General features: G+C 60.4%; 25 protein-coding genes. 8 read left to right on the forward strand and 17 right to left on the reverse strand.

The window, feature by feature from the left end; all coding sequences use genetic code 11:
• The first annotated feature begins 28 nt into the window (after positions 1-28).
• Positions 29-823, forward strand: coding sequence for a thiazole synthase (locus tag ABVN21_RS24915; protein ID WP_032884143.1), 795 nt, complete (start codon positions 29-31; stop codon positions 821-823).
• 9 nt (positions 824-832) lie between these two features.
• Positions 833-1,558, forward strand: a complete 726-nt coding sequence (gene trmB / locus ABVN21_RS24920) for a tRNA (guanosine(46)-N7)-methyltransferase TrmB (RefSeq protein WP_339556548.1) — start codon at positions 833-835, stop codon at positions 1,556-1,558.
• Positions 1,559-1,680: 122 nt separating this feature from the next.
• Here trmB and ABVN21_RS24925 read toward each other — a convergent pair whose 3' ends face one another.
• The 9 genes from ABVN21_RS24925 to ABVN21_RS24965 all read right to left on the reverse strand — a co-directional run bounded on the left by ABVN21_RS24925 (position 1,681) and on the right by ABVN21_RS24965 (position 8,454).
• Positions 1,681-2,004, reverse strand: a complete 324-nt coding sequence (locus tag ABVN21_RS24925) for a DUF3392 domain-containing protein (protein WP_339556549.1) — start codon at positions 2,002-2,004, stop codon at positions 1,681-1,683.
• Positions 2,005-2,013: 9 nt separating this feature from the next.
• The gene (gene hemW, locus ABVN21_RS24930) at positions 2,014-3,219 is read right to left on the reverse strand and encodes a radical SAM family heme chaperone HemW (RefSeq protein ID WP_339556550.1); all 1,206 of its coding nucleotides are present in this window, start codon (positions 3,217-3,219) and stop codon (positions 2,014-2,016) included.
• A complete protein-coding gene (gene rdgB, locus ABVN21_RS24935; protein ID WP_339556551.1) occupies positions 3,216-3,812 on the reverse strand; it encodes an RdgB/HAM1 family non-canonical purine NTP pyrophosphatase in 597 nt (198 codons plus the stop codon). The genes hemW and rdgB overlap by 4 nt, the downstream gene beginning before the upstream one ends.
• Positions 3,809-4,243 (reverse strand): DUF4426 domain-containing protein, encoded by a 435-nt coding sequence (locus ABVN21_RS24940; RefSeq protein ID WP_339556552.1) that lies wholly within the window; start codon positions 4,241-4,243, stop codon positions 3,809-3,811. Before ABVN21_RS24940 ends, rdgB begins: the two co-directional genes overlap by 4 nt.
• 26 nt (positions 4,244-4,269) lie before the next feature.
• A complete protein-coding gene (gene metW / locus ABVN21_RS24945) occupies positions 4,270-4,890 on the reverse strand; it encodes a methionine biosynthesis protein MetW (RefSeq protein ID WP_339556553.1) in 621 nt (206 codons plus the stop codon).
• A 7-nt stretch (positions 4,891-4,897) separates the two neighbouring features.
• On the reverse strand, positions 4,898-6,037 hold the full coding sequence (locus ABVN21_RS24950) for a homoserine O-acetyltransferase (protein ID WP_339556554.1): 1,140 nt from the start codon (positions 6,035-6,037) through the stop codon (positions 4,898-4,900).
• Between the two features lie 252 nt (positions 6,038-6,289).
• Entirely contained in the window at positions 6,290-6,877 is a 588-nt protein-coding gene (locus ABVN21_RS24955; protein WP_339556555.1) for a YggT family protein, read from the reverse strand.
• 24 nt (positions 6,878-6,901) lie between these two features.
• Entirely contained in the window at positions 6,902-7,720 is an 819-nt protein-coding gene (gene proC, locus ABVN21_RS24960; protein ID WP_339556556.1) for a pyrroline-5-carboxylate reductase, read from the reverse strand.
• 35 nt (positions 7,721-7,755) lie between these two features.
• Positions 7,756-8,454 (reverse strand): YggS family pyridoxal phosphate-dependent enzyme, encoded by a 699-nt coding sequence (locus ABVN21_RS24965; RefSeq protein WP_339556557.1) that lies wholly within the window; start codon positions 8,452-8,454, stop codon positions 7,756-7,758.
• A gap of 56 nt (positions 8,455-8,510) precedes the next feature.
• Between ABVN21_RS24965 and ABVN21_RS24970 the strand changes: the two genes are divergently transcribed.
• Entirely contained in the window at positions 8,511-9,545 is a 1,035-nt protein-coding gene (locus ABVN21_RS24970; protein ID WP_339556558.1) for a type IV pilus twitching motility protein PilT, read from the forward strand.
• Positions 9,546-9,682: 137 nt separating this feature from the next.
• On the opposite strand, the gene ABVN21_RS24975 is transcribed toward ABVN21_RS24970, so the two are convergent.
• A complete protein-coding gene (locus tag ABVN21_RS24975; protein WP_339556559.1) occupies positions 9,683-10,300 on the reverse strand; it encodes a C40 family peptidase in 618 nt (205 codons plus the stop codon).
• 249 nt (positions 10,301-10,549) lie between these two features.
• Between ABVN21_RS24975 and ABVN21_RS24980 the strand changes: the two genes are divergently transcribed.
• The gene (locus tag ABVN21_RS24980; protein ID WP_339556560.1) at positions 10,550-10,981 is read left to right on the forward strand and encodes a TM2 domain-containing protein; all 432 of its coding nucleotides are present in this window, start codon (positions 10,550-10,552) and stop codon (positions 10,979-10,981) included.
• Positions 10,982-11,028: 47 nt separating this feature from the next.
• Here the strand turns inward: ABVN21_RS24980 and ABVN21_RS24985 are convergent, their stop codons facing one another.
• From ABVN21_RS24985 to gshB, 7 genes are all read right to left on the reverse strand, one after another.
• Entirely contained in the window at positions 11,029-12,300 is a 1,272-nt protein-coding gene (locus tag ABVN21_RS24985) for a dihydroorotase (RefSeq protein ID WP_339556561.1), read from the reverse strand.
• Positions 12,297-13,301, reverse strand: a complete 1,005-nt coding sequence (locus ABVN21_RS24990; protein ID WP_007939362.1) for an aspartate carbamoyltransferase catalytic subunit — start codon at positions 13,299-13,301, stop codon at positions 12,297-12,299. Before ABVN21_RS24990 ends, ABVN21_RS24985 begins: the two co-directional genes overlap by 4 nt.
• 27 nt (positions 13,302-13,328) lie before the next feature.
• A complete protein-coding gene (gene pyrR, locus ABVN21_RS24995; protein WP_034147547.1) occupies positions 13,329-13,832 on the reverse strand; it encodes a bifunctional pyr operon transcriptional regulator/uracil phosphoribosyltransferase PyrR in 504 nt (167 codons plus the stop codon).
• A gap of 94 nt (positions 13,833-13,926) precedes the next feature.
• Entirely contained in the window at positions 13,927-14,364 is a 438-nt protein-coding gene (gene ruvX / locus ABVN21_RS25000; protein WP_034147546.1) for a Holliday junction resolvase RuvX, read from the reverse strand.
• A complete protein-coding gene (locus tag ABVN21_RS25005) occupies positions 14,364-14,936 on the reverse strand; it encodes a YqgE/AlgH family protein (protein WP_034147545.1) in 573 nt (190 codons plus the stop codon). Before ABVN21_RS25005 ends, ruvX begins: the two co-directional genes overlap by 1 nt.
• Positions 14,937-15,100: 164 nt before the next feature.
• Complete coding sequence (locus ABVN21_RS25010; RefSeq protein WP_339556713.1) at positions 15,101-16,000, reverse strand: energy transducer TonB; 900 nt, start codon at positions 15,998-16,000, stop codon at positions 15,101-15,103.
• 64 nt (positions 16,001-16,064) lie between these two features.
• On the reverse strand, positions 16,065-17,018 hold the full coding sequence (gene gshB, locus ABVN21_RS25015; protein ID WP_339556712.1) for a glutathione synthase: 954 nt from the start codon (positions 17,016-17,018) through the stop codon (positions 16,065-16,067).
• Positions 17,019-17,346: 328 nt separating this feature from the next.
• On the opposite strand from gshB, the gene pilG reads away from it, so the two are divergent.
• The 4 genes from pilG to ABVN21_RS25035 all read left to right on the forward strand — a co-directional run bounded on the left by pilG (position 17,347) and on the right by ABVN21_RS25035 (position 20,930).
• Complete coding sequence (pilG, locus tag ABVN21_RS25020) at positions 17,347-17,751, forward strand: twitching motility response regulator PilG (RefSeq protein WP_034147542.1); 405 nt, start codon at positions 17,347-17,349, stop codon at positions 17,749-17,751.
• A 60-nt stretch (positions 17,752-17,811) separates the two neighbouring features.
• Complete coding sequence (gene pilH, locus ABVN21_RS25025) at positions 17,812-18,177, forward strand: twitching motility response regulator PilH (protein WP_008068134.1); 366 nt, start codon at positions 17,812-17,814, stop codon at positions 18,175-18,177.
• Positions 18,178-18,187: 10 nt separating this feature from the next.
• Positions 18,188-18,721: a chemotaxis protein CheW gene (locus tag ABVN21_RS25030; RefSeq protein ID WP_339556711.1), complete on the forward strand. Its 534-nt coding sequence runs from the start codon at positions 18,188-18,190 to the stop codon at positions 18,719-18,721.
• A 175-nt stretch (positions 18,722-18,896) separates the two neighbouring features.
• On the forward strand, positions 18,897-20,930 hold the full coding sequence (locus ABVN21_RS25035) for a methyl-accepting chemotaxis protein (protein ID WP_339556714.1): 2,034 nt from the start codon (positions 18,897-18,899) through the stop codon (positions 20,928-20,930).
• Positions 20,931-20,975 lie beyond the last annotated feature (45 nt).

A 20,975-nucleotide genomic window follows, 5' to 3' on the forward strand; every position in this document is an offset into this window, starting at 1 on the left:
AGACCCTCACCCCTACAGAGGATTTCCCATGAGCATCGTTCGTAGCGACAAGCCCTTCGTCCTGGCCGGTCGTACTTACCAGTCGCGTTTGCTGGTCGGTACCGGCAAGTACCGTGACATGGAAGAAACCCGTCTAGCCATCGAGGCCTCGGGTGCCGAGATCGTCACGTTCGCCGTGCGTCGTACCAACCTTGGCCAGATCGAAGGCGAGCCGAACCTGCTCGAAGTACTGTCGCCGGACCGCTACACCTTCCTGCCGAATACTGCCGGTTGCTACGACGCTATCGAAGCCGTGCGCACCTGCCGCCTGGCCCGTGAGTTGCTCGACGGCCACAACCTAGTGAAGCTGGAAGTCCTGGCCGACCAGAAAACCCTGTTCCCCAACGTGATCGAAACCCTCAAGGCCGCCGAAACGCTGGTCAAGGAAGGCTTCGACGTGATGGTCTACACCAGTGATGACCCGATCATCGCCCGTCAATTGGCGGAAATCGGCTGCATTGCGGTGATGCCGCTGGCCGGTCTGATCGGTTCGGGCCTGGGAATCTGCAACCCGTACAACCTGCAGATCATCCTCGAAGAAGCCAAGATCCCGGTGCTGGTGGATGCCGGTGTCGGTACGGCTTCCGACGCCACCATCGCCATGGAGCTGGGTTGTGACGCGGTGCTGATGAATTCGGCTATCGCCCACGCCCAGCAGCCGATCATGATGGCCGAAGCCATGAAACACGCGATCGTCGCGGGCCGCCTGGCCTACCTCGCCGGCCGTATGCCGAAAAAACTCTATGCCAGCGCCTCTTCGCCGCTGGATGGTCTGATCAAGTAAGAGCCATTGATGACTGAATCGAACGACACGCCAATCCAGACGGAAGAAGGCGACGAGCGCCAACACCGCCGCATCAAGAGTTTCGTGATGCGCGCCGGGCGCATGACCGAAGGCCAGCAAAAAGGCCTGGAGCAGGGCACGCCGCTGTTCGTGCTGCCATTGGCCGACGCGCCGGTGGACTTCGACCAAGTGTTCGGTCGCTCGGCGCCGCGCTCGCTGGAAATCGGTTTCGGCATGGGCCACTCGCTGCTGGAAATGGCCGCTGCTTCGCCGGAGCAGGATTTCATCGGCGTGGAAGTGCACCGCCCGGGGGTGGGTGCGTTGCTCAATGGCGTGCTGACCCAGGGTTTGACCAACCTGCGGGTCTACGATTGTGACGCGATCGAAGTGCTCAACCGTTGCGTGGCCGACAACAGCCTGGACCGCTTGATGCTGTTTTTCCCGGACCCTTGGCACAAGAGCCGTCATCACAAGCGCCGCATCGTTCAGGCATCGTTCGCTGAACTGGTGCGCAGCAAGTTGAAGGTCGGCGGTGTGCTGCACATGGCCACCGACTGGGAACCGTATGCCGAGTACATGCTGGAAGTGATGAACGTTGCGCCGGGTTATCGCAACCTGGCTGAAGACGGCAAGTGCGTTCCGCGCCCGGCCGAGCGGCCGATCACCAAGTTCGAACGCCGTGGCGAACGTCTTGGGCATGGCGTGTGGGATTTGAAGTTCGAAAAACTGTCCTAAGCCAAACGCTACAAACCTGTAGGAGCCGGCTTGCTGGCGATGGAGTGTCAGTCAACATTGATGTGTCTGACACTCCATCGCCAGCGAGCCGGCTCCTACGGTTTTTTTTGTGCCTGTGGAAATCAGCGGCGATCAGCTACTACGCCAATCAACACCAACACCACCAGCAGCACGGGCGCCAGGCTGTAGTTGTTGAACTGGCTCAAGCCTTTGACGATCCACGGCGTGGCGTAGATCAGCGCCGCACCGCTGCCGACCATGCAAAGCAGAGACATCAGCGGTACGCGCAAGGCGCCGGCGACACTGCCCAGGCGCTGTTCGACCCAACCTTTGAAATCAGCACCAAACAACACCAGCAGGCAGCCCACCAGGGCCAGGGCGATTTCCGAGAGGTTGCTGCGGCTCCAGCGAGACACGGTGGCGAGCAGGTCGAGTACCAAATCCATTCGATTTCCTTATGTCAGAAATTTCTGCAGCAAGTCGTTGAGGAAGAGTTGTCCGCGCTCGGTGGCCGCCAGACGTGACGGTTCGACCTGCAACAGGCCGCTTTGTTCGGCTTCGCGACGAGCTTCGGCAAGGCTTTCCAGCGACAGTCCGGTGCGTTCCGGATATAGCCGCGATTCGACACCATCAGTCAGGCGCAAAGCGTTCATCAGGAACTCGAACGGCATTTCGTCGTTGGTCAGGGCTTTCTCGCCCGCCTTGAAGTTTTTTGCCGGGTTTAGGTAATCCTTCGGCAGGCGGGTCTTCCAGGTGCGGATAATGCGCCCGTCCGGATGGCTGAGTTTGCCGTGGGCGCCGGCGCCGATGCCGATGAAGTCGCCGAAACTCCAGTAATTGAGGTTATGCCGCGCCGGACGCCCCGGCTGGGCATAGGCCGAGACTTCGTACTGCGCGTAACCGTGCTCGGCGAGCAGCGCCTGACCGGCTTCCTGAATGTCCCACAGCGTGTCGTCTTCCGGCAGCGTCGGCGGCTGGTTCCAGAACACGGTGTTCGGTTCCAGGGTCAGTTGGTACCAAGACAGGTGCGTGGGTTTCAGGGCGATGGCGGTGCGCAGATCGGCCAGGGCATCGTCCAGAGTCTGATTCGGCAAACCATGCATCAAGTCCAGGTTGAAGTTATCGAACCCGGCCTGGCGCGCCATGCCGGCGGCTCGCACCGCTTCGTCGCCGTTGTGGATGCGGCCCAAGGCCTGCAGTTTTTCCTGCTGAAAACTCTGGATGCCAATCGACAGCCGATTGATCCCCAGTTTCCGGTACGCCACGAACTTGTCTTGCTCGAACGTCCCCGGATTGGCCTCCAGGGTGATTTCGATGTCGCTGGCAAACGCAATGCGCTGTTCCACGCCCTTGAGCAAACGGCCCAAGGCTTCGGCACTGAACAGGCTTGGCGTGCCGCCACCGAAGAAAATCGAGCTCAGTTGGCGGCCATAAACGGCATGCAGGTCCTGATCGAGGTCAGCCAGCAACGCATCTACATACTCTTCTTCCGGCAGCACAGGGCTGGCGGTGTGGGAGTTGAAGTCACAATAAGGGCATTTGCGTACGCACCACGGAATGTGGATGTACAGCGCCAGGGGCGGCAGCACAGAAAGGGCGGCCCGAGGCGATTGAGCGTCGCCGCCGAAGATCAGCGGCGACGCGGATGATTCAACGGTCATTTCAAGCCCAGACGCTGGCGCAGCAGATCCATTGCACGGGCGCGGTGACTGATCTGGTTCTTGTCGCCCGGGCTCAGTTCGGCGCTGGAGCAATCGCGCTCCGGGACCCAGAACAACGGGTCGTAACCAAAACCGTGTTCGCCGCTGGCCTGGGTCAGGATGCGCCCGTGCCACAGACCTTCGCAGAGAATCGGCAGCGGATCGTCGGCATGCCGTACCAGCGCCAGTACGCAGACGAACTGCGCACCGCGCTCGGCTTCAGGCACATCCTTCAGTACGTCGAGCAATTTGGCGTTGTTCGCCGCATCGCCCTTGCCGTCGGCGTAACGCGCCGAGTAGATGCCCGGCGCACCGCCAAGGAAATCCACCGCCAGCCCGGAATCATCGGCCAAGGCCGGCAAACCGGAGATGCGCGCGGCATTGCGCGCCTTGAGGATGGCGTTCTCGACGAACGACAGGCCGGTTTCTTCAGGCTCGACCTGGCTGAACTCGCCGATCGAGCGCAGTTGCACCGAGTCGCCGAGCATGGCCTGGAGTTCCTTGAGTTTGCCGGCGTTATGGCTGGCCAATACGAGTTGCGTGAAATTGATCATTCGCCGGGAAAGAGCTCTTGGTTGAAATTGATGGTGTTGATTTTGTCACCGGTCTGCACCTTGATGTCGAAGGTGCGGGTTTCCTGCTGATCCACCGGGAACTGGGCGATGTAGTAGATCGCGCCTTGTTCGGTGATCTGGCGGAAGTTCAGGTTCACGCTCTGGCTGGTCAGGTCTTTGATCGTACCGCTGACCTGGGCCATCTGCGGCTTGCCGTCCTTGATCACCGAAATGTTGATCACGCCCTGGTTCTTGCTACGGGTGAGCTCCGCGGCTTTGGCGATATCCGGCGTCAGGAAGGTGGAGTTGAACGTGTTGTAGTGCACCGTCACATCGCCGAATTTTTCCTGGCGTTCACCTTTGATGGCATCTGCGGCCATGGCGGTGACGCTCAGGCAGGCGGTAAGCAAAAGCAGCGCTAGACGACCCATGATCATTCTCCTCGAAAAGTGGTGATTCAGACCGCGACCTTGTGGTCTGCAAGCCCCGGGCTGCTGACGCGGTAAATGCCGATCTCACCTAACAGATTAGGCCATAGCTTACTGGCCCACCCGTGCCGATGCTGTTGATCCACGGCAAGCCGATCAATGACCTTGGCTTCACGTTCGCGACAAAGTTCTTCAAAGTCTTCGAAGGTGCAGAAGTGGATGTTCGGCGTGTTGTACCAGGTGTACGGCAGGAACTCGGAAACCGGCATCCGTCCCTTGCTCGCCAGGTACCAGCGGCAACGCCAGTGACCGAAGTTGGGGAAGGTGATGATGCATTGGCGGCCGACCCGGAGCATTTCGTCGAGGATCTTGTCCGGGTAGTGCACCGCTTGCAGTGCCTGGGTCATGACCACGATGTCAAAACTGTTGCTGGCAAAATTGCCCAGGCCCTTGTCCAGGTCCTGTTCGATGACGTTGATGCCCTTGGCCACGCACTCGGCGATGTTGTCCGCGTCGTTTTCCAGGCCATAACCGGTGACCTGCTTGTTATCGCGCAGCCAGGTCAGCAGTTCGCCATCGCCGCACCCGAGGTCGAGCACGCGGCTGCCGGCGGGGATCCATTCCTGGATGATTTCCAGATCAGCTCTCATGTCTTCCTCAAAGCGAAATGCGGTTCATGTAATTGCCGAATGCCTGCAAATAACGCGGGATCGGAATCAGGAAGGCGTCATGGCCCTGTGGCGCGTCGATTTCCAGGTAGCAGACGTCCTTGCGCGCGGCCATCAGGGCATCCACCAGTTCCCGGGAGCGAGCAGGGGAAAAGCGCCAGTCGGTGGTGAACGACATCACGCAGAACCTGGCTTTTGCGCCTTCGAAGGTTTTGGCCAGGTTATCGTCGAAGTTCGCCGCTGGATCGAAGTAGTCCAACGCTTTAGTCATCAACAGATACGTATTGGCGTCAAAGCGTCCGGAGAACTCTTCGCCTTGATAGCGCAAGTAGCTTTCAACCTGGAATTCGACGCTGTGGAAGTCGTAGTTGAGCTTCTCGCTTTTCAGGCCGCGACCGAATTTCTCACCCATGGAGTCGTCGGACAGGTAAGTGATATGCCCGACCATCCGCGCCAGCATCAGTCCGCGCTTGGGAATCACGCCTTGTTCCTGGAACGAACCGCCGTGGAACTCGGGGTCGGTGAGAATCGCCTGGCGCGCCACTTCGTTGAACGCAATGTTCTGCGCCGACAACTTGGGCGCCGAGGCGATGGCCAGGCAGTGCCGCACGCGGTCCGGGTAGGTGATGGTCCACTGCAAGGCTTGCATGCCACCCAGGCTGCCGCCGATGACGGCGGCCCATTGGCCAATGCCGAGCAGGTCGGCCAGGCGCGCCTGGCTGTGCACCCAGTCTTCCACCGTCAGCACCGGGAAGTCGGCGCCGAACGGTTTGCCGGTTTCCGGGTTAATGCTGCTCGGGCCGGTGGAGCCATTGCAGCCGCCGAGGTTGTTCAGGCTGACCACGAAGAATTTGCTGGTGTCGATTGGCTTGCCGGGACCGATGCAGCTGTCCCACCAGCCGGGTTTGCGGTCGTCGGCGCTGTGGTATCCCGCCGCGTGATGGTGGCCGGACAAGGCGTGGCAAATCAGCACGGCGTTGCTCGCCGAGGCGTTCAGCGTGCCGTAGGTCTCGTAAATCAGGTCATAGGCTGGAAGCGAGCGACCGCAGGCCAATGCCAGGGGTTCGCTGAAGTGCGCCACTTGCGGCGTCACCAGACCAACAGAATCGGGGGAAAAGGCAGCTGGCATCGACCCTGCTCTCGTTGAAATGAGGCGTAAGTCTAAAGACCGCTGCCTTTAGCAGCAAGCTAACGCTTTCCCTCTGCAGGAGCCGGCTTGCTGGCGAGGCGGAGAGCCTGACGGACCACGTTGTCCGGATCGCTGGCAAGCCAGCTCCTACAAGGGATGTGGCGGTCGCGGAATGAACGCGACCTGTAGGAGCCGGCTTGCTGGCGATGAACGATGAACGATGACTCGGTCAACCAGGCTGTCGCAACAGAATCAAATCAGCCCGAACAATTCCTTCGGCATCAGCGCGTAGTAAGCAAGGCGCGGGATCAGCCAGCTCTGCAGCAATTGCAGCGCAATGAAGGCGAAGATTGGCGAGATGTCGAGGCCGCCAAGGTTCGGGATGATCCGGCGGAACGGCGCGAGTACCGGCTCAGTGATCTGCTGCACCAGTTCTGCGCCCGGGTTATGACTGCCCGGCGCGACCCAGGACAGGATCACGCTGATGATCATCGCCCAGAACAGGATTTTCAAAAACAGCGCGAAAATGCCGATCAACGCCCACGGAACGAGGAACAGCACGTCGACCGAGTAGCCGCTGAGCAGCAGGATGACCGCGAACAGCGCCATTTGTACGATCAACGCCAGTACCAGCGACGACATGTCCAGCCCGAACATGCTCGGGATAACCCGGCGCAGCGGCTTGAGTAGCGGTTGAGTGGCCTTCACGGCGAATTGGCAGAGCGGGTTGTAGAAGTTCGCCCGCACCAGTTGCAGGATAAAGCGCAACAGCACGATCAGCAGATACAGGCTGCCCAGGGTTTGAATCACAAAAATGGCAGCGTCATTGAGTCCGAGCATTATTGATTCCTTTGTAAGAGCTGATTAGCGGCCGAGTTGCTCAGCCATTTCGGCGGAGCGGTGCGCGGCGGCGCCGAGTGCTTTTTCTACCAATGCTTCAAAACCGTCGGCCTGGAACGACTTGATGGCGGCTTCCGTTGTGCCCGCAGGCGAAGTCACGCGGCGACGCAGTTCAGCGGCGTCGACATCGCTGGCCACGGCCATGTGCGCGGCGCCCAAGGCAGTTTGCAGGGTCAGTTGCGCGGCGATGTCCGCCGGCAGTCCGAGTTTCACCCCGGCGGCGGTCATGGCTTCGATCAGCAGGAAGAAGTACGCCGGACCGGAGCCGGACACGGCGGTGACCGCGTCCAGTTGCTGCTCTTCGGTCAACCACAAGGCGATGCCCACGGCGGACAGCAGCTCTTGCGCTTGCTGGCGCTGATCGGCATTCACTTCGGCGGTGGCGAACAAGCCGCTCACACCCTGACGCAGCAGCGCCGGCGTGTTGGGCATGCAGCGCACGATCGGCTGGGCGCCGAGCCAATTGTTCATGCTGGCGCAGGTGATGCCGGCGGCAATCGACACCACCAGTTGATTCGGTTTGAGACTTGGGCGGATCGCCTCGCAAACGGCTTTCATCGCCTGGGGTTTGACCGCTAGTACGATCAGGTCGGCGTCCTGGATGGCTTCGGCGTTATCGGCGAATACCTCGATACCGTGCTCGGCCTTGACGCGCGCACGGGTTTCTTCACCCGGATCGCTGGCGCGGATCTGCGCGGCGTCCAGACCTTTGGCCCGCAGGCCGCCGATCAAACTGGCCGCCATGTTGCCGGCACCGATAAAGGCAATTCGAGTCTTGCTCATGTCAGATCCTTATAAACAGAAGAGTCAGCCATGGATCATGGTTGGCTATGCATTTGTTGAGAGCCGCGAGCGCCGAACAGGGCTGTTCCGATGCGAACCCACGTGGCGCCCATGGCAATGGCCGATTCGAGGTCGTGGCTCATGCCCATGGAAAGTGTGTCGAGTGGCAGGTTCAGGCTGGCTTGCAGGCTTTGCACGGCCGCGAAAGCGGCATCCTGGACGGCGCGATCTTCGGTCGGCTCGGGAATGGCCATCAACCCGCGCAACTTCAGGTGCGGCAGTTCACTGATGGCGTTGGCCAGGGCTGGCAGGTCGGCCGGAGTACAGCCGGACTTACTGGCTTCACCGCTGACGTTGACCTGGATGCAGATATTCAACGGTGGCAAATCGGCGGGACGTTGTTCGGACAAGCGTTGTGCGATTTTCAGACGATCCACGGAATGCACCCAGTCGAAGTGCTCGGCGATGGCGCGAGTCTTGTTCGATTGAATGGGGCCGATGAAGTGCCAGATCAAGGGCAGGTCGGCCAATTCGAGCTGCTTGCCCAAGGCCTCCTGCAAGTAGTTCTCGCCAAAGTCGCGCAGGCCGGCGGCATAGGCTTCGCGCAGGGCTTGTGCGGGCTTGGTCTTGCTCACGGCCAGCAGCTGGACGCTGTTTTCGGCGCGGTTGGCGGCGATTGTTGCCGCGTGTATGCGCGAACTAACCAGTGAAATGTTGTCTGCTATGGTGGACATCAAGAGGCGCCAACGGTCTGAAGGTTGGCGGCATTCTACTGGAATTGAGGAGTGCTATGGATATCACTGAGCTGCTGGCGTTCAGCGCAAAACAAGGAGCTTCCGATCTGCATCTGTCCGCCGGCTTGCCACCGATGATTCGCGTCGATGGCGATGTTCGGCGGATCAATCTGCCGGCCCTGGACCACAAAGAAGTGCAGGCGCTGATCTACGACATCATGAACGACACCCAGCGGGTCGACTTCGAAAAGCATCTGGAAACCGACTTTTCCTTTGAAGTGCCCGGCGTGGCACGCTTTCGGGTCAATGCGTTCAACCAGAGTCGCGGTGCTGGTGCGGTCTTCCGTACGATTCCCTCCAGAGTCCTGAGCATGGATGAACTGGGGATGGGCGATGTGTTTCGCAAGATGACCGATGCGCCCCGGGGGCTGGTGCTGGTGACCGGCCCCACCGGTTCCGGCAAGTCCACGACGCTGGCGGCGATGATCGATCATCTGAGCAACCATCGCCATCACCATATCCTCACGATCGAAGACCCCATCGAGTTCGTTCACGAATCACGCAAATGCCTGATCAATCAGCGCGAGGTGCATCGCGACACCCGCAGCTTCGCCACGGCGCTGCGTTCGGCCCTGCGGGAAGATCCGGACGTGATCCTGGTCGGAGAGATGCGCGATCTGGAAACCATTCGCCTGGCCCTGACTGCCGCTGAAACCGGTCACTTGGTGTTCGGCACGCTGCACACCACATCGGCGGCGAAAACCATCGACCGGATCGTGGACGTGTTTCCAGGTGATGAGAAATCGATGGTGCGGTCGATGCTTTCCGAGTCGTTGCTGGCGGTGGTGTCCCAGACGCTGGTAAAGAAAATCGGCGGCGGACGCATTGCTGCCCACGAGATCATGCTCGGGACTTCGGCGATTCGTAACCTTATCCGCGAAGACAAGGTGGCGCAGATGTACTCATCGATTCAGGCAGGCGGATCGCTGGGGATGCAGACGCTGGATATGGGCTTGAAGGACTTGGTGACCAAAGGGCTGGTCAGTCGTGAGCACGCGCGGGAGAAGGCGCGCTCACCGGACAGTTTTTGAGGGATGGATACAGCATTGTGGCGAGGGAGCTTGCTCCCGCAGGTTGCGAAGCGGCCCCAAAAAGTGCGAGCGCTACGCACTCGAGCGGGAGCAAGCTCCCTCGCCACAAGTGCCCGCCTCAGGCGGGCGCTTTCAAATCAGCGCTGAACAACCCGCATCGCGTTTTGTTCTTTCGGAAGAACCCGCTTGGCCACTACGTAGTGCTTTTCCCAATACGGTTTCTTCAAGGTGTCGATGCTCACCGACTTGCCACGACGTGGCGCGTGGATGAAGCGGTCGTTGCCGAGGTAGATGGCAACGTGATTGACTCGACGACTCTTGATGTTGAAGAAAATCAGATCGCCCGGCTTCAGGTCGTCGCGATCGACTTTCTCGCCGTGACCGCTGGCCATGGCATTGGAGGTGCGTGGCAGGTCAAACGTAGCGTCGTTGAACGCGTATTTCACCAGGCCGCTGCAATCGAAACCTTTGCTCGGGCTGCTGCCTCCCCAACGGTACGGTGTACCGAGGACGTTAACGGCGCGGCTCAGCACGTTGCTGCTTTCCTTGGTCGCCATCGGCGGGACCAGGCTGCTGTTGTTGCTCAGTTGAGGAGCAAGCTTGACCGATTTCTTGCTTTTGCTGGATGGAGCAGAAGCATGGGATTTTGGGGTGTAACCATTAACATTTGGAAGACGTTGCTCACGATTGGTGGCGTGGGCGGCCAGTGGCATCAAAAGGCAAATGGTTAGCCATGTCTTGAAAAATGAACGCATTAGGCAGGGCTCGTATGTGTGAACGCGCAACTTTATAACAGCTTTTTTGTCCCTTCCGAGGCCGTTGGTCGATTCAACTTGTGGTCAACGGAACCAAATAAGCGGCAAATTGACGCAATTGTCGGACAGAAAGCAGGCGCCACGGGGCTTCGACAGGGGACAAAGTAGCATTTGCCATACGTCGGGAGCTCGTAAAAAAGTCACAAAGATTTAAAGAATATTTATCTATCGTGTGAATCGAGGTCATCCATGAACAGCTATCAATCCCCCGTTCCACATCAAGATACACACAGCAAAGTGATCGGGTATCTGCTGTGGATTTTCGGTTTTACCGGTGCTCACCGCTTCTATTACGGCAAGCCGGTGACCGGAACGATCTGGTTTTTCACCTTTGGTTTGCTGGGCATCGGCTGGCTGATCGACTTGTTCCTGATTCCGTCCATGGACCGTGAAGCAGACTTGCGGTTCACTGCGGGGCCGATCGAATACAACGTTGCATGGATTCTGCTGACGTTTCTTGGGGTGTTCGGCGTGCACCGGATGTATCAGGGGAAATGGATCAGCGGGTTGCTGTACCTGGTGACGGGCGGGTTGTTCTTCGTGGGGGTGCTGTATGACTTCTGGACGTTGAATGATCAGGTTTCCGTTCGAAATGCACAGAATCGCGGCGCCTTTCAGTAAGTCATCGCTAGCAGGCTAGCCCTGCTAGCGATTGAGACGACGCGGTTTTATGCCTGGTGGCTGATTCGTCCATCCACCAGGGTGTAGCGCACAACACCCGGCAGGCTGTGCCCCATGAACGGGCAATTCTCGCCCTTGGACAGCCAGCTCTCGCCGGCCACGGTCGAAGCCGTCGGGTCGAACAGCACGATATCCGCTGCGCCACCCACGGCCAGCTTGCCCGCCGGCAGGCGCAAGGCCTCAGCAGGACCGGCGCCGAGGCGTGCCAGCAGGGTTGGCAAGTCCAGCAAACCGTCTTCCACCAGCGTCATCGCCAGCGGTAACAGCAGTTCAACGCTGCTGATGCCCGGCTCGGTGGCCCCGAACGGCGCCAGTTTGGCGTCTCGTTCGTGGGGTTGGTGATGGCTGGAAATCGCCGAAACCACGCCCGACTTCACTGCCGCACGCAAACCCTCTCGGTCGGCGCGGGTGCGCAGTGGCGGCTGGACGTGATAGAGGCTGCTGAAATCGATCAGCGCCTCATCAGTCAGGATCAACTGATACAGGGCGACATCCGCCGTGACTTTCAAACCACGGGCCTGGGCCTGGGCGATCAATGCCACACCGCGAGCGCTGGTGAGCTGGCTGAAATGCGCGCGCACGCCGCTTTGCTCGACCAACAGCAGATCCCGCGCCAGAGCCACGGTTTCGGCAGTTTCCGGAATGCCCGGCAGACCGAGGAAACTGGCGGTCGGACCTTCATGGGCCAGACCGCCTTCCGCCAGGTCATGATCCTGAGAGTTGAAAATCACCGTCAGGTCGAAGGTCGCCGCGTATTCCAGCGCCCGGCACAGGGTGCGGGTGTTGCGGAAACTCTCCAGGCCGTTACCGAAAGCGACGCAGCCGGCGTCGCGCAACGCGACCAGTTCGGCTAGCTGTTCGCCGTCCAGGCTTTTGCTCAGGGCGCCGATCGGGAAAACTTTGGCGTTGCCGGCCTCGCGGGCGCGGTCGAGGATCAGTTCAGCCACGGCCGAGGTGTCCAGCACCGGTTTGGTCTTCGGTGGGCAGCACAGGCTGGTCACGCCACCAGCGGCGGCGGCGCGGGTTTCGCTGGCGATCGAGCCTTTACGGCTGTAACCCGGCTCGCGCAGGGCAACGTTGAGGTCAACCAGGCCGGGTGCGGCTACCAGGCCTTGGGCGTCGATGGTGTCGATGGCGACAAAATCGGCCGGCGCGGCGCCAATGGCGACGATCTTGCAGGCTTCAATGTGGATATCGGTGACTTGATCCAGGCCGCTGGCTGGATCGATGACGCGGGCGCCGAGAATGCTGAGCTTCACTGGGCGTTCTCCTGCTCGAATTGGCGTTGTGCTGTCTGCCCGCTCATGGCCATGGACAAAACGGCCATACGAATCGCGATGCCGTAGGTCACCTGGTTGAGGATCACCGAGTGCGGGCCGTCGGCCACCGCCGACTCAATCTCTACCCCACGGTTGATCGGCCCCGGGTGCATGACGATGGCATCGGGTTTGGCGCCGGCCAGGCGCGCGGTGGTCAGGCCGAACAGGCGATAGAACTCGCCCTCGCTCGGCAACAGGCCGCCGGTCATGCGTTCACGCTGCAGGCGCAGCATGATCACCACGTCGACGTCTTTCAGGCCTTCGGTCATGTCGGTGTAGACCTTCACGCCGTATTGCTCGATACCGATCGGCAGCAAAGTTTTTGGCGCGATCACGCGGATGTCCGGGCAACCGAGGGTTTTCAGGGCCAGCATGTTCGAGCGTGCGACCCGCGAGTGCAGGATGTCGCCGACGATGGCCACCGAAAGATTCTCGAAACCGCCCTTGTGCCGACGGATCGTGAGCATGTCGAGCATGCCTTGGGTCGGGTGCGCATGACGGCCGTCGCCGCCGTTGATGATCGCCACTTGCGGGCACACATGTTCGGCAATGAAGTGCGCGGCACCGGAGTCACCGTGGCGCACGACGAACATGTCGGCAGCCATGGCTTCCAGATTGCGCAGGGTATCGAGCAGTGTTTCGCCCTTGCTCGCCGACGATGTCGAGACGTTCAGGGTGATCACGTCCGCCGACAGGCGCTGGGCCGCCAGTTCGAAGGTGGTGCGGGTGCGGGTGGAGTTTTCGAAGAACACGTTGCACACGGTCTTGCCGCGCAGCAGCGGGACTTTCTTCACCGCCCGGGCGCCGACTTCGAGGAACGAGTCGGCGGTGTCGAGGATTTCCGTCAGCAACTCGCGGCGCAAGCCGTCGAGCGAGAGGAAGTGGCGCAGCTGGCCCTGATCATTGAGCTGCAGCGGGCGCTTGGTTTCTAGAGGCGTCATCGCGAGGGGGACTCTCAATAGGGCGAATTAAAGGGCGAGGTCTTGCACTTCGAGCGCAAGCTCCGGACCGGACAGCTTCACCCGTTCGTGGGCTGCCAGGGACAGGGTCGCGCCGACCACGTTCGGGCGTATCGGCAGTTCACCGGCGTCCAGGTCCAGCAGGCACACCAGCGTCACGCTGGCCGGGCGGCCGTAATCGAAGAGTTCGTTCATGGCGGCACGGATGGTGCGGCCGCTCATCAATACGTCGTCGATCAGCACCAGGTGCTGGCCTTCGATCTCGAACGGCAAGGCCGACGGGCGCACTTGTGGGTGCAGGCCGTTCTGGCTGAAATCGTCGCGGTAGAAGGAAACGTCGAGCGTGCCAAGCGGTTCAGCGCTGCCCAGCTCTTTCAGCAGGGCCTGGGCGACCCAGACGCCGCCGCTGCGGATACCGATGTAGCGCGGTTCGCTGATGCCACGGTGTTCCAGGTGTGCCTTGAGATCAGTCGCCATCTGGCGGATCAGTTCGGCGGGATTGGGCAGGCTCATGGTTGCTCCTTCTTTGGCCCGAGCGGGCTTGTGCTAGAGGTGGCTCGGGTTGTTACTAAAAGAGCCGCATCGCGACTCTTCAGGATTGGGTGCATCAGGATTCGAACAGCGCGCCATTTTCGTCGAGCCAGCCTTGCAACAGCAGGGCGGCGGCGATGGCGTCGACGGGATTGTCGCGGTAACTGCCTTTTTGCCCGCCTCGGGCCAGGCGTTCGCCCTTGGCCTCAAAGGTGGTCAGACGTTCATCGTGGGTATAAAAGGGCAGGTTGAAGCGACCGTTCAGGCGCCGGGCGAATTTTTCCGCGCGGGCGCACATGTCGCTGGGGGTGCCGTCCATGTTCAAGGGCAGGCCGACCACCACGGCGTCAGGTTTCCACTCTTTAATCAGGGCTTCGACCTGATCCCAGTCGGGAATGCCGTTCTGTGCTTTCAAGGTGCACAGCTCGCGGGCCTGGCCGGTGATGACCTGGCCGACCGCCACGCCGATTTGTTTGGTGCCGTAGTCGAAACCCAGAATCAACCGCAGGGCCATCAGGCGTGCCCCGCCTGGCTGGTGAGCAGGCTGAGATTGACGCCAAGGTGCCTGGCCGCCGCTTCGAGGCGCAGTTCGCTGCTGGTGTTGAACAGGATGTCGGCGTCGAACGGGCAAGTCAGCCAGGCGTTTTGCGCCAGTTCGGCTTCCAGTTGCCCGGCTTCCCAACCGGCGTAACCGAGGGTAATCACACTTTTCGCCGGACCGACGCCATCGGCGATGGCGAACAGCACGTCCTGGGAGGTCGACAGGGACAGCTCGCCTTCCAGATCAACGGTCGCCTGAAAGCTCTGCCCCGAAGGGTGCAGGACGAATCCGCGATCGGTCTGCACCGGCCCCCCGATGAAAATTGGCACGTGTTGGCAAAGCGCTGGAGGTTCGATATCCGGGCGCAATTGCTCAAGGATGTCGGCCAGGTTCAAGTCTTGCGGACGGTTGACCACCAGCCCCATGGCACCATTGGCCGTGTGCTCGACGATGTAGGTCAAGGTGTGCGCAAAGTTCGGGTCGACCATATGCGGCATGGCGATCAGGAAGTGATGCTTGAGGTAGCTGGGGCTGACGTTTTTCATGAGCGCTAGTGTGGCGTTGGAGGGGCGAACTGACAAGCTGGGGATGCTTTTTTGATGTGCTTTTGAGGGCCCCATCGCTGGCAAGCCAGCTCCTACAGGTTGCCGCAGTCTGTAGGAGCTGGCTTGCCAGCGATGGGGCAGTCCGATTACTGGATATCGGCCAGTCAGTTACTGGAAAGGCGGTCGCCGCGCGCAAATTTCCAGGTGCGGATGATTTCCAGCCGATCGATATCCGACAAATCCCCGGTAAACGGCGCAAATGGCGCTGCCAGCCGCACGATGCGTTGAGCCGCCTGATCCAGCAAGGGCTGCCCGGAGGACTCCAGCACCAACACCTCATACAGCGAACCGTCGCGGTTGATCGACACCATCAGCCGCAAGTTGCCGTAAATCTGTTTGCGCCGAGCCTCGTCGGGGTAATTGAGGTTGCCGATACGCTCGACCTTCTTGCGCCATTCGTCCTTGTACCAGGCGCCCTTGTCTTTCATGGTCGAGGCGGCGCTCAGGCGGTGGATGCGCGGACGTTTGGCATACAGCTGTTGTTCCTGGGCCAGTTCCGCTTCCAGGCTGGCGATGTCACTGGACAGCTGTTCACTGTCGAAGGTCGGCGCGGCCACGGCGGGTTTGGTGACGGGTTTGGGTTCTTCGGTTTGCGCTGCGGCTTTTTTCGGTTTCGGTGCGACGGTGGTCACGGCGGCCTTCGGCGCCGCTTCCTGGACTTCAGGCTTGGCGGCTGGCGGTGGCGTCACTTTCTGTACTTTGTTGTCCTGGAAAGGCGCGACCTCGGTGGTCTTGGGGATCGCCTTTTTATCCAGGGTGCCGCTGCCCTGCTGATTTTCCTGAGCGAGGAAATCGGCTTTTTCAGGCTTCTTTTCGCTTTTGAAGGTGGCGAGGGTGATTTCCAGGGTTTTGCTGATTTGCTTGGGCTCGACCATGGTAAAGCCGACGCCCAACAGCAACGCCAGATGCACCAGCGCCGCGAGAAACAGGGTAAAACCGAGGCGATCGGCCGGGCGCACGCCGTCATGGGCGAGTTCGGGAGGCAGATCGGACGGGAGTGTCATGACAAGGAAACCAACATCGCGTTTTCACAGGCCGCGCATGATAACGCAATGTTGGTTTGGCTAATCAACGAGCCTTGAGCTTCTGATCGATGGCATCCATCAACAGGCCGCCAATATCGGTGCCGAAGGCATTATCGATTTCGCGGATGCAGGTCGGGCTGGTGACGTTGATTTCGGTCAGGTGCTCGCCGATCACATCCAGACCAACGAACAGCAGGCCTTTTTCGCGAAGGGTCGGGCCGACTTGCGCGGCAATCCAGCGATCCTTCTCGGTCAGCGGACGCGCTTCGCCACGACCACCGGCGGCCAGGTTGCCACGGGTTTCACCGGCGGCGGGAATGCGCGCCAGGCAGTAATCGACCGGTTCGCCGTCGATCATCAGGATGCGTTTGTCGCCGTCCTTGATCGCCGGCAGGTAGGCCTGCCCCATAATCTGCTGGGTGCCCAGCGCCGTCAGCGTTTCGAGAATCACCGACAGGTTCGGATCGCCTGCGCGGTGGCGGAAAATCGAGGTGCCCCCCATGCCATCCAGCGGTTTCAGGATCACGTCGCCATGCTTCGCCGCGAATTCACGCAGCACATCGGCGCGGCGGCTGACCACGGTCGGCGGCGTGCACTGCGGGAACAGCGTGGCGAACAGTTTTTCGTTGCAGTCACGCAGGCTCTGCGGCTTGTTGACCACCAGCACGCCAGCGCTCTCGGCTTGCTCCAGCAGATACGTGGAGTACACGAACTCCATGTCGAACGGCGGATCCTTGCGCATCAGGATCACGTCCAGATCGCTGAGCAGCGAGTCCTGTTCGGCTTCCAGTTCGAACCATTTTTCCGGATTGGCGAAGACCTTCAGCGGACGCATCCGCGCCCGGGCCTGGCCTTCGGCCTGATACAGGTCGCGCTGTTCCATATAGAACAGTTCCCAGCCGCGCTTCTGTGCGGCCAGCAGCATGGCCAGCGAGCTATCCTTTTTATAGGAGATGCTGGCGATAGGGTCCATGACAATCCCGACGCGAACGCTCATGGGTGTTTCCTCGAAATTAGGGGCGAAATCAATCTGCAGGAGCAAGCTCGCTCGCGATAGAGTCGACGCGGTTGTTCAGAGAGACCGTGTGTTCATCGCGAGCAAGCCTGCTCCTACCGAAGGTAAGGCCGAAGGACCATATAAAAGTGGCGTCAGAGTGGCGCTGAGTGTGTTCCCGGTCAAGGAAAAACCACTGCCCGGGTTGGCCGATAGATTGCGTTTGGAGACTGTGCTAAAAAGGCTGCCAAGTGGCGCCGGGCCTTGACGTTCAAGGGTTTCGAGCGGCCAAACGGACAAATTGTTTCACAAAGGCGACGGCAGAGCATTTATGGACCAGCAACCCAGCGCCTTGAAGGTCATGGTGATCGACGATTCGAAGACGATTCGCCGCACCGCCGAAACGCTGCTCAAGAACGTGGGATGTGAGGTCATTACGGCCATCGACGGTTTCGATGCCCTGGCCAAAATTGCCGACAATCACCCCGGCATCATCTTCGTCGACATCATGATGCCGCGTCTGGATGGCTATCAGACATGCGCTTTAATCAAGAACAACAGTGCATTCAAGTCCACGCCAGTGATTATGCTGTCGTCCAAGGACGGGCTGTTTGACAAGGCCAAGGGGCGCATCGTCGGCTCCGACCAGTTTCTGACCAAGCCTTTCAGCAAGGAAGAACTGCTCAACGCGATCCAGGCCCATGTTCCGGGCTTCGCCGCTGTTTTGCCGCAGTAAGACACGCACAGTGACGCTCGGCCAGCGGGCCGGATGTCGACAAGAAAAATGGGGTAGACCATGGCACGTATTCTGATCGTCGATGATTCGCCGACCGAAATGTACAAACTGACTGGCATGCTGGAAAAACACGGTCATGAAGTCCTGAAAGCCGAAAACGGCGCCGACGGCGTGGCCCTGGCCCGCCAGGAAAAACCCGACGCGGTGCTGATGGACATCGTCATGCCCGGCCTCAACGGTTTCCAGGCAACCCGTCAGTTGACCAAAGACCCGGAAACCGGGCACATCCCGGTGATCATCATCACCACCAAGGATCAGGAAACCGACAAGGTCTGGGGCACACGCCAGGGCGCCAAGGACTACCTGACCAAACCAGTCGACGAAGAAACCCTGATCAAGACCCTGAACAACGTGCTGGCCGGTTGACCGTCCGGCCATGAGCGAGTCGCTGACAGCCTTTGAGCTGCTGCTGCAGATCGACCAGCGCTGTCGTTTGCTGGCGGCGGATCTGCCGTCGCAGCCGACCCGGCAGGACAGCTGGAGCGGCATTGGCTTCCGTATGGGCGAGCACTGGTACGTCGCCCCCATGGGCGAAGTCAGTGAAGTGCTGCACGAGCCGCGCTTCACCCAGGTGCCGGGCGTCAGGCCCTGGGTCAAGGGCGTGGCCAACTTGCGTGGCCGTTTGTTGCCGATCATGGATTTGTGCGGTTTTTTTGGCCACGAAGGCTCGGCGGCGCGCAAGCAGCGGCGGGTATTGGTGGTGGAACACAACGAGGTGTTTGCCGGGTTGTTGGTCGACGAGGTCTTCGGCTTGCAGCACTTTGCCCAGGACAGCCTGGAGCCGGCAGATCATTCGAATGGACCGATTTCGGCGTTCATCAAGGGCCAGTTTCAGCGAGAGCAGGCCTGGCAGGTGTTCAGCCCGTTTGCGCTGGCGCGGGCGCAGGGGTTCATGAACGTCGCGATATAAACGCGGAACTCTGTGGGAGCGAGCCTGCTCGCGATTGAACGATAACGCGGTGTTCCTGAGACACCGCGGTGCCTGAATCGCGAGCAGGTTCGCTCCCGCAGGTTCTTCGGAAAGGTTTCACAGGGCGTGGATTAACAGGCGAAGACCGATGATAAAAGCAAAAACAGGCAAGCCAATGGAAGGGTCGCGCAGTCGGTCGCAGATCATCGTGCTGTTCATCGCACTGATCATCTTCATCATGCTGTTGTTCGCCAACTTCGCGTACCTCAATACTCAGGCCACCTACGACAAGCAATACATCGGCCACGCCGGTGAGCTGCGCGTGCTGTCCCAACGTATCGCCAAGAACGCCACCGAAGCTGCCGCCGGCAAGGCCGCGGCATTTAAATTGCTCAGCGATGCGCGTAACGACTTTGCCCAGCGCTGGAGTTATCTGAAAAAAGGCGACCCGGTCACCGGCCTGCCGCCGGCTCCGTCCGAGGTGCGCCCGGAAATGCGCGCCGTGCAGATGGATTGGGAACGCCTGCTGAAAAACACCGACGCCATCCTCTCCAGCGAACAGACTGTGTTGTCCCTGCATCAGGTTGCCGCCACCCTGGCCGAAACCGTGCCGCAGTTGCAGGTGGAGTACGAAAAAGTAGTGGAGATTCTCCTGCAGCGCGGCGCCCCGGCCGGCCAGGTGGCCATGGCCCAGCGTCAGTCGCTGCTGGCCGAGCGGATTCTCGGCGCGGTGAATACCGTGCTGTCCGGCGACGAAAGTTCGCAGCAGGCGGCCGACGCCTTCGGTCGCGATGCAGCGCGTTTCGGCCAGGTACTCAACGGCATGCTCCAGGGCAACACAACGCTGCGGGTCAGCCAGGTCGAAGACCGCGATGCGCGTGCACGCTTGATGGAGATTTCCGAGCTGTTCGAATTTGTCTCCGGCTCCGTCGATGAAATCCTCGAAACCTCACCGGAACTGTTCAAGGTCCGTGAATCTGCAAGCAACATTTTCAGTCTGTCGCAAACCTTGCTTGACGAAGCTTCGCACCTGGCCAGCGGCTTCGAAAACCTTGCCGGCGGGCGCAAGACCGACACCATCGGCGGTTATGTGCTGGGCCTGGCGGCACTGATGTCGATCATCCTCATTGGCCTGGTAATGGTGCGCGAAACCAATCGCCAACTGCGGGAAACCGCCGAGAAAAACGAACGCAACCAGAACGCGATCATGCGCCTGCTCGATGAAATCGAAGACCTGGCCGATGGCGACTTGACGGTGACCGCCTCGGTGACCGAAGACTTCACCGGCACCATCGCCGATTCGATCAACTATTCCGTAGACCAGCTGCGCGACCTCGTGGCGACCATCAACCTCACCGCCGGCCAGGTCGCCGCCGCCGTGCAGGAAACCCAGGCCACCGCCATGCATCTGGCGCAAGCCTCGGAGCATCAGGCGCAGCAGATTTCCGAGGCCTCCACCGCGATCAACGACATGGCCCAGTCCATCGATCAGGTGTCGGCCAATGCCGCTGAATCCTCGGCGGTGGCCGAACGTTCGGTGGAGATTGCCAACAAGGGCAACGAGGTGGTGCACAACACCATCCACGGCATGGACAATATTCGCGAGCAGATTCAGGACACCGCCAAGCGCATCAAGCGCCTCGGCGAGTCTTCCCAGGAAATCGGCGACATTGTCAGCCTGATCGATGACATCGCCGATCAGACCAACATCCTTGCCCTCAACGCGGCCATCCAGGCGTCCATGGCCGGTGATGCCGGGCGCGGTTTTGCGGTGGTGGCCGACGAAGTGCAACGGCTGGCCGAGCGTTCGTCTGCCGCCACCCGGCAGATCGAAACCCTGGTGCGGGCGATCCAGACCGACACCAATGAAGCGGTGATTTCCATGGAGCAGACCACCACCGAAGTGGTGCGCGGCGCGCGTCTGGCGCAGGATGCCGGTGTGGCACTGGAAGAAATCGAAGGGGTTTCCAAGACCCTCGCGGCGTTGATCCAGAGTATTTCCAACGCCGCTCAGCAACAGACGTCGTCTGCCGGGCAGATTTCCCTGACGATGAACGTGATCCAGCAGATCACCTCGCAGACCTCGTCCGGCTCAACCGCCACCGCCGAGAGCATTGGCAACCTGGCGAAAATGGCCAGTCAGTTGCGGCGCTCGGTGTCCGGTTTCACCTTGCCGGCCGCCAAGGCGCAGGTGGCGGACAAAGCTTGAACCGCCCTCGGGCCTTGGCGTCTTGATTGGCATTTTGACTGAAGC

It is taken from the genome of Pseudomonas sp. MYb327 (assembly GCF_040438925.1).
Lineage (GTDB): Bacteria > Pseudomonadota > Gammaproteobacteria > Pseudomonadales > Pseudomonadaceae > Aquipseudomonas.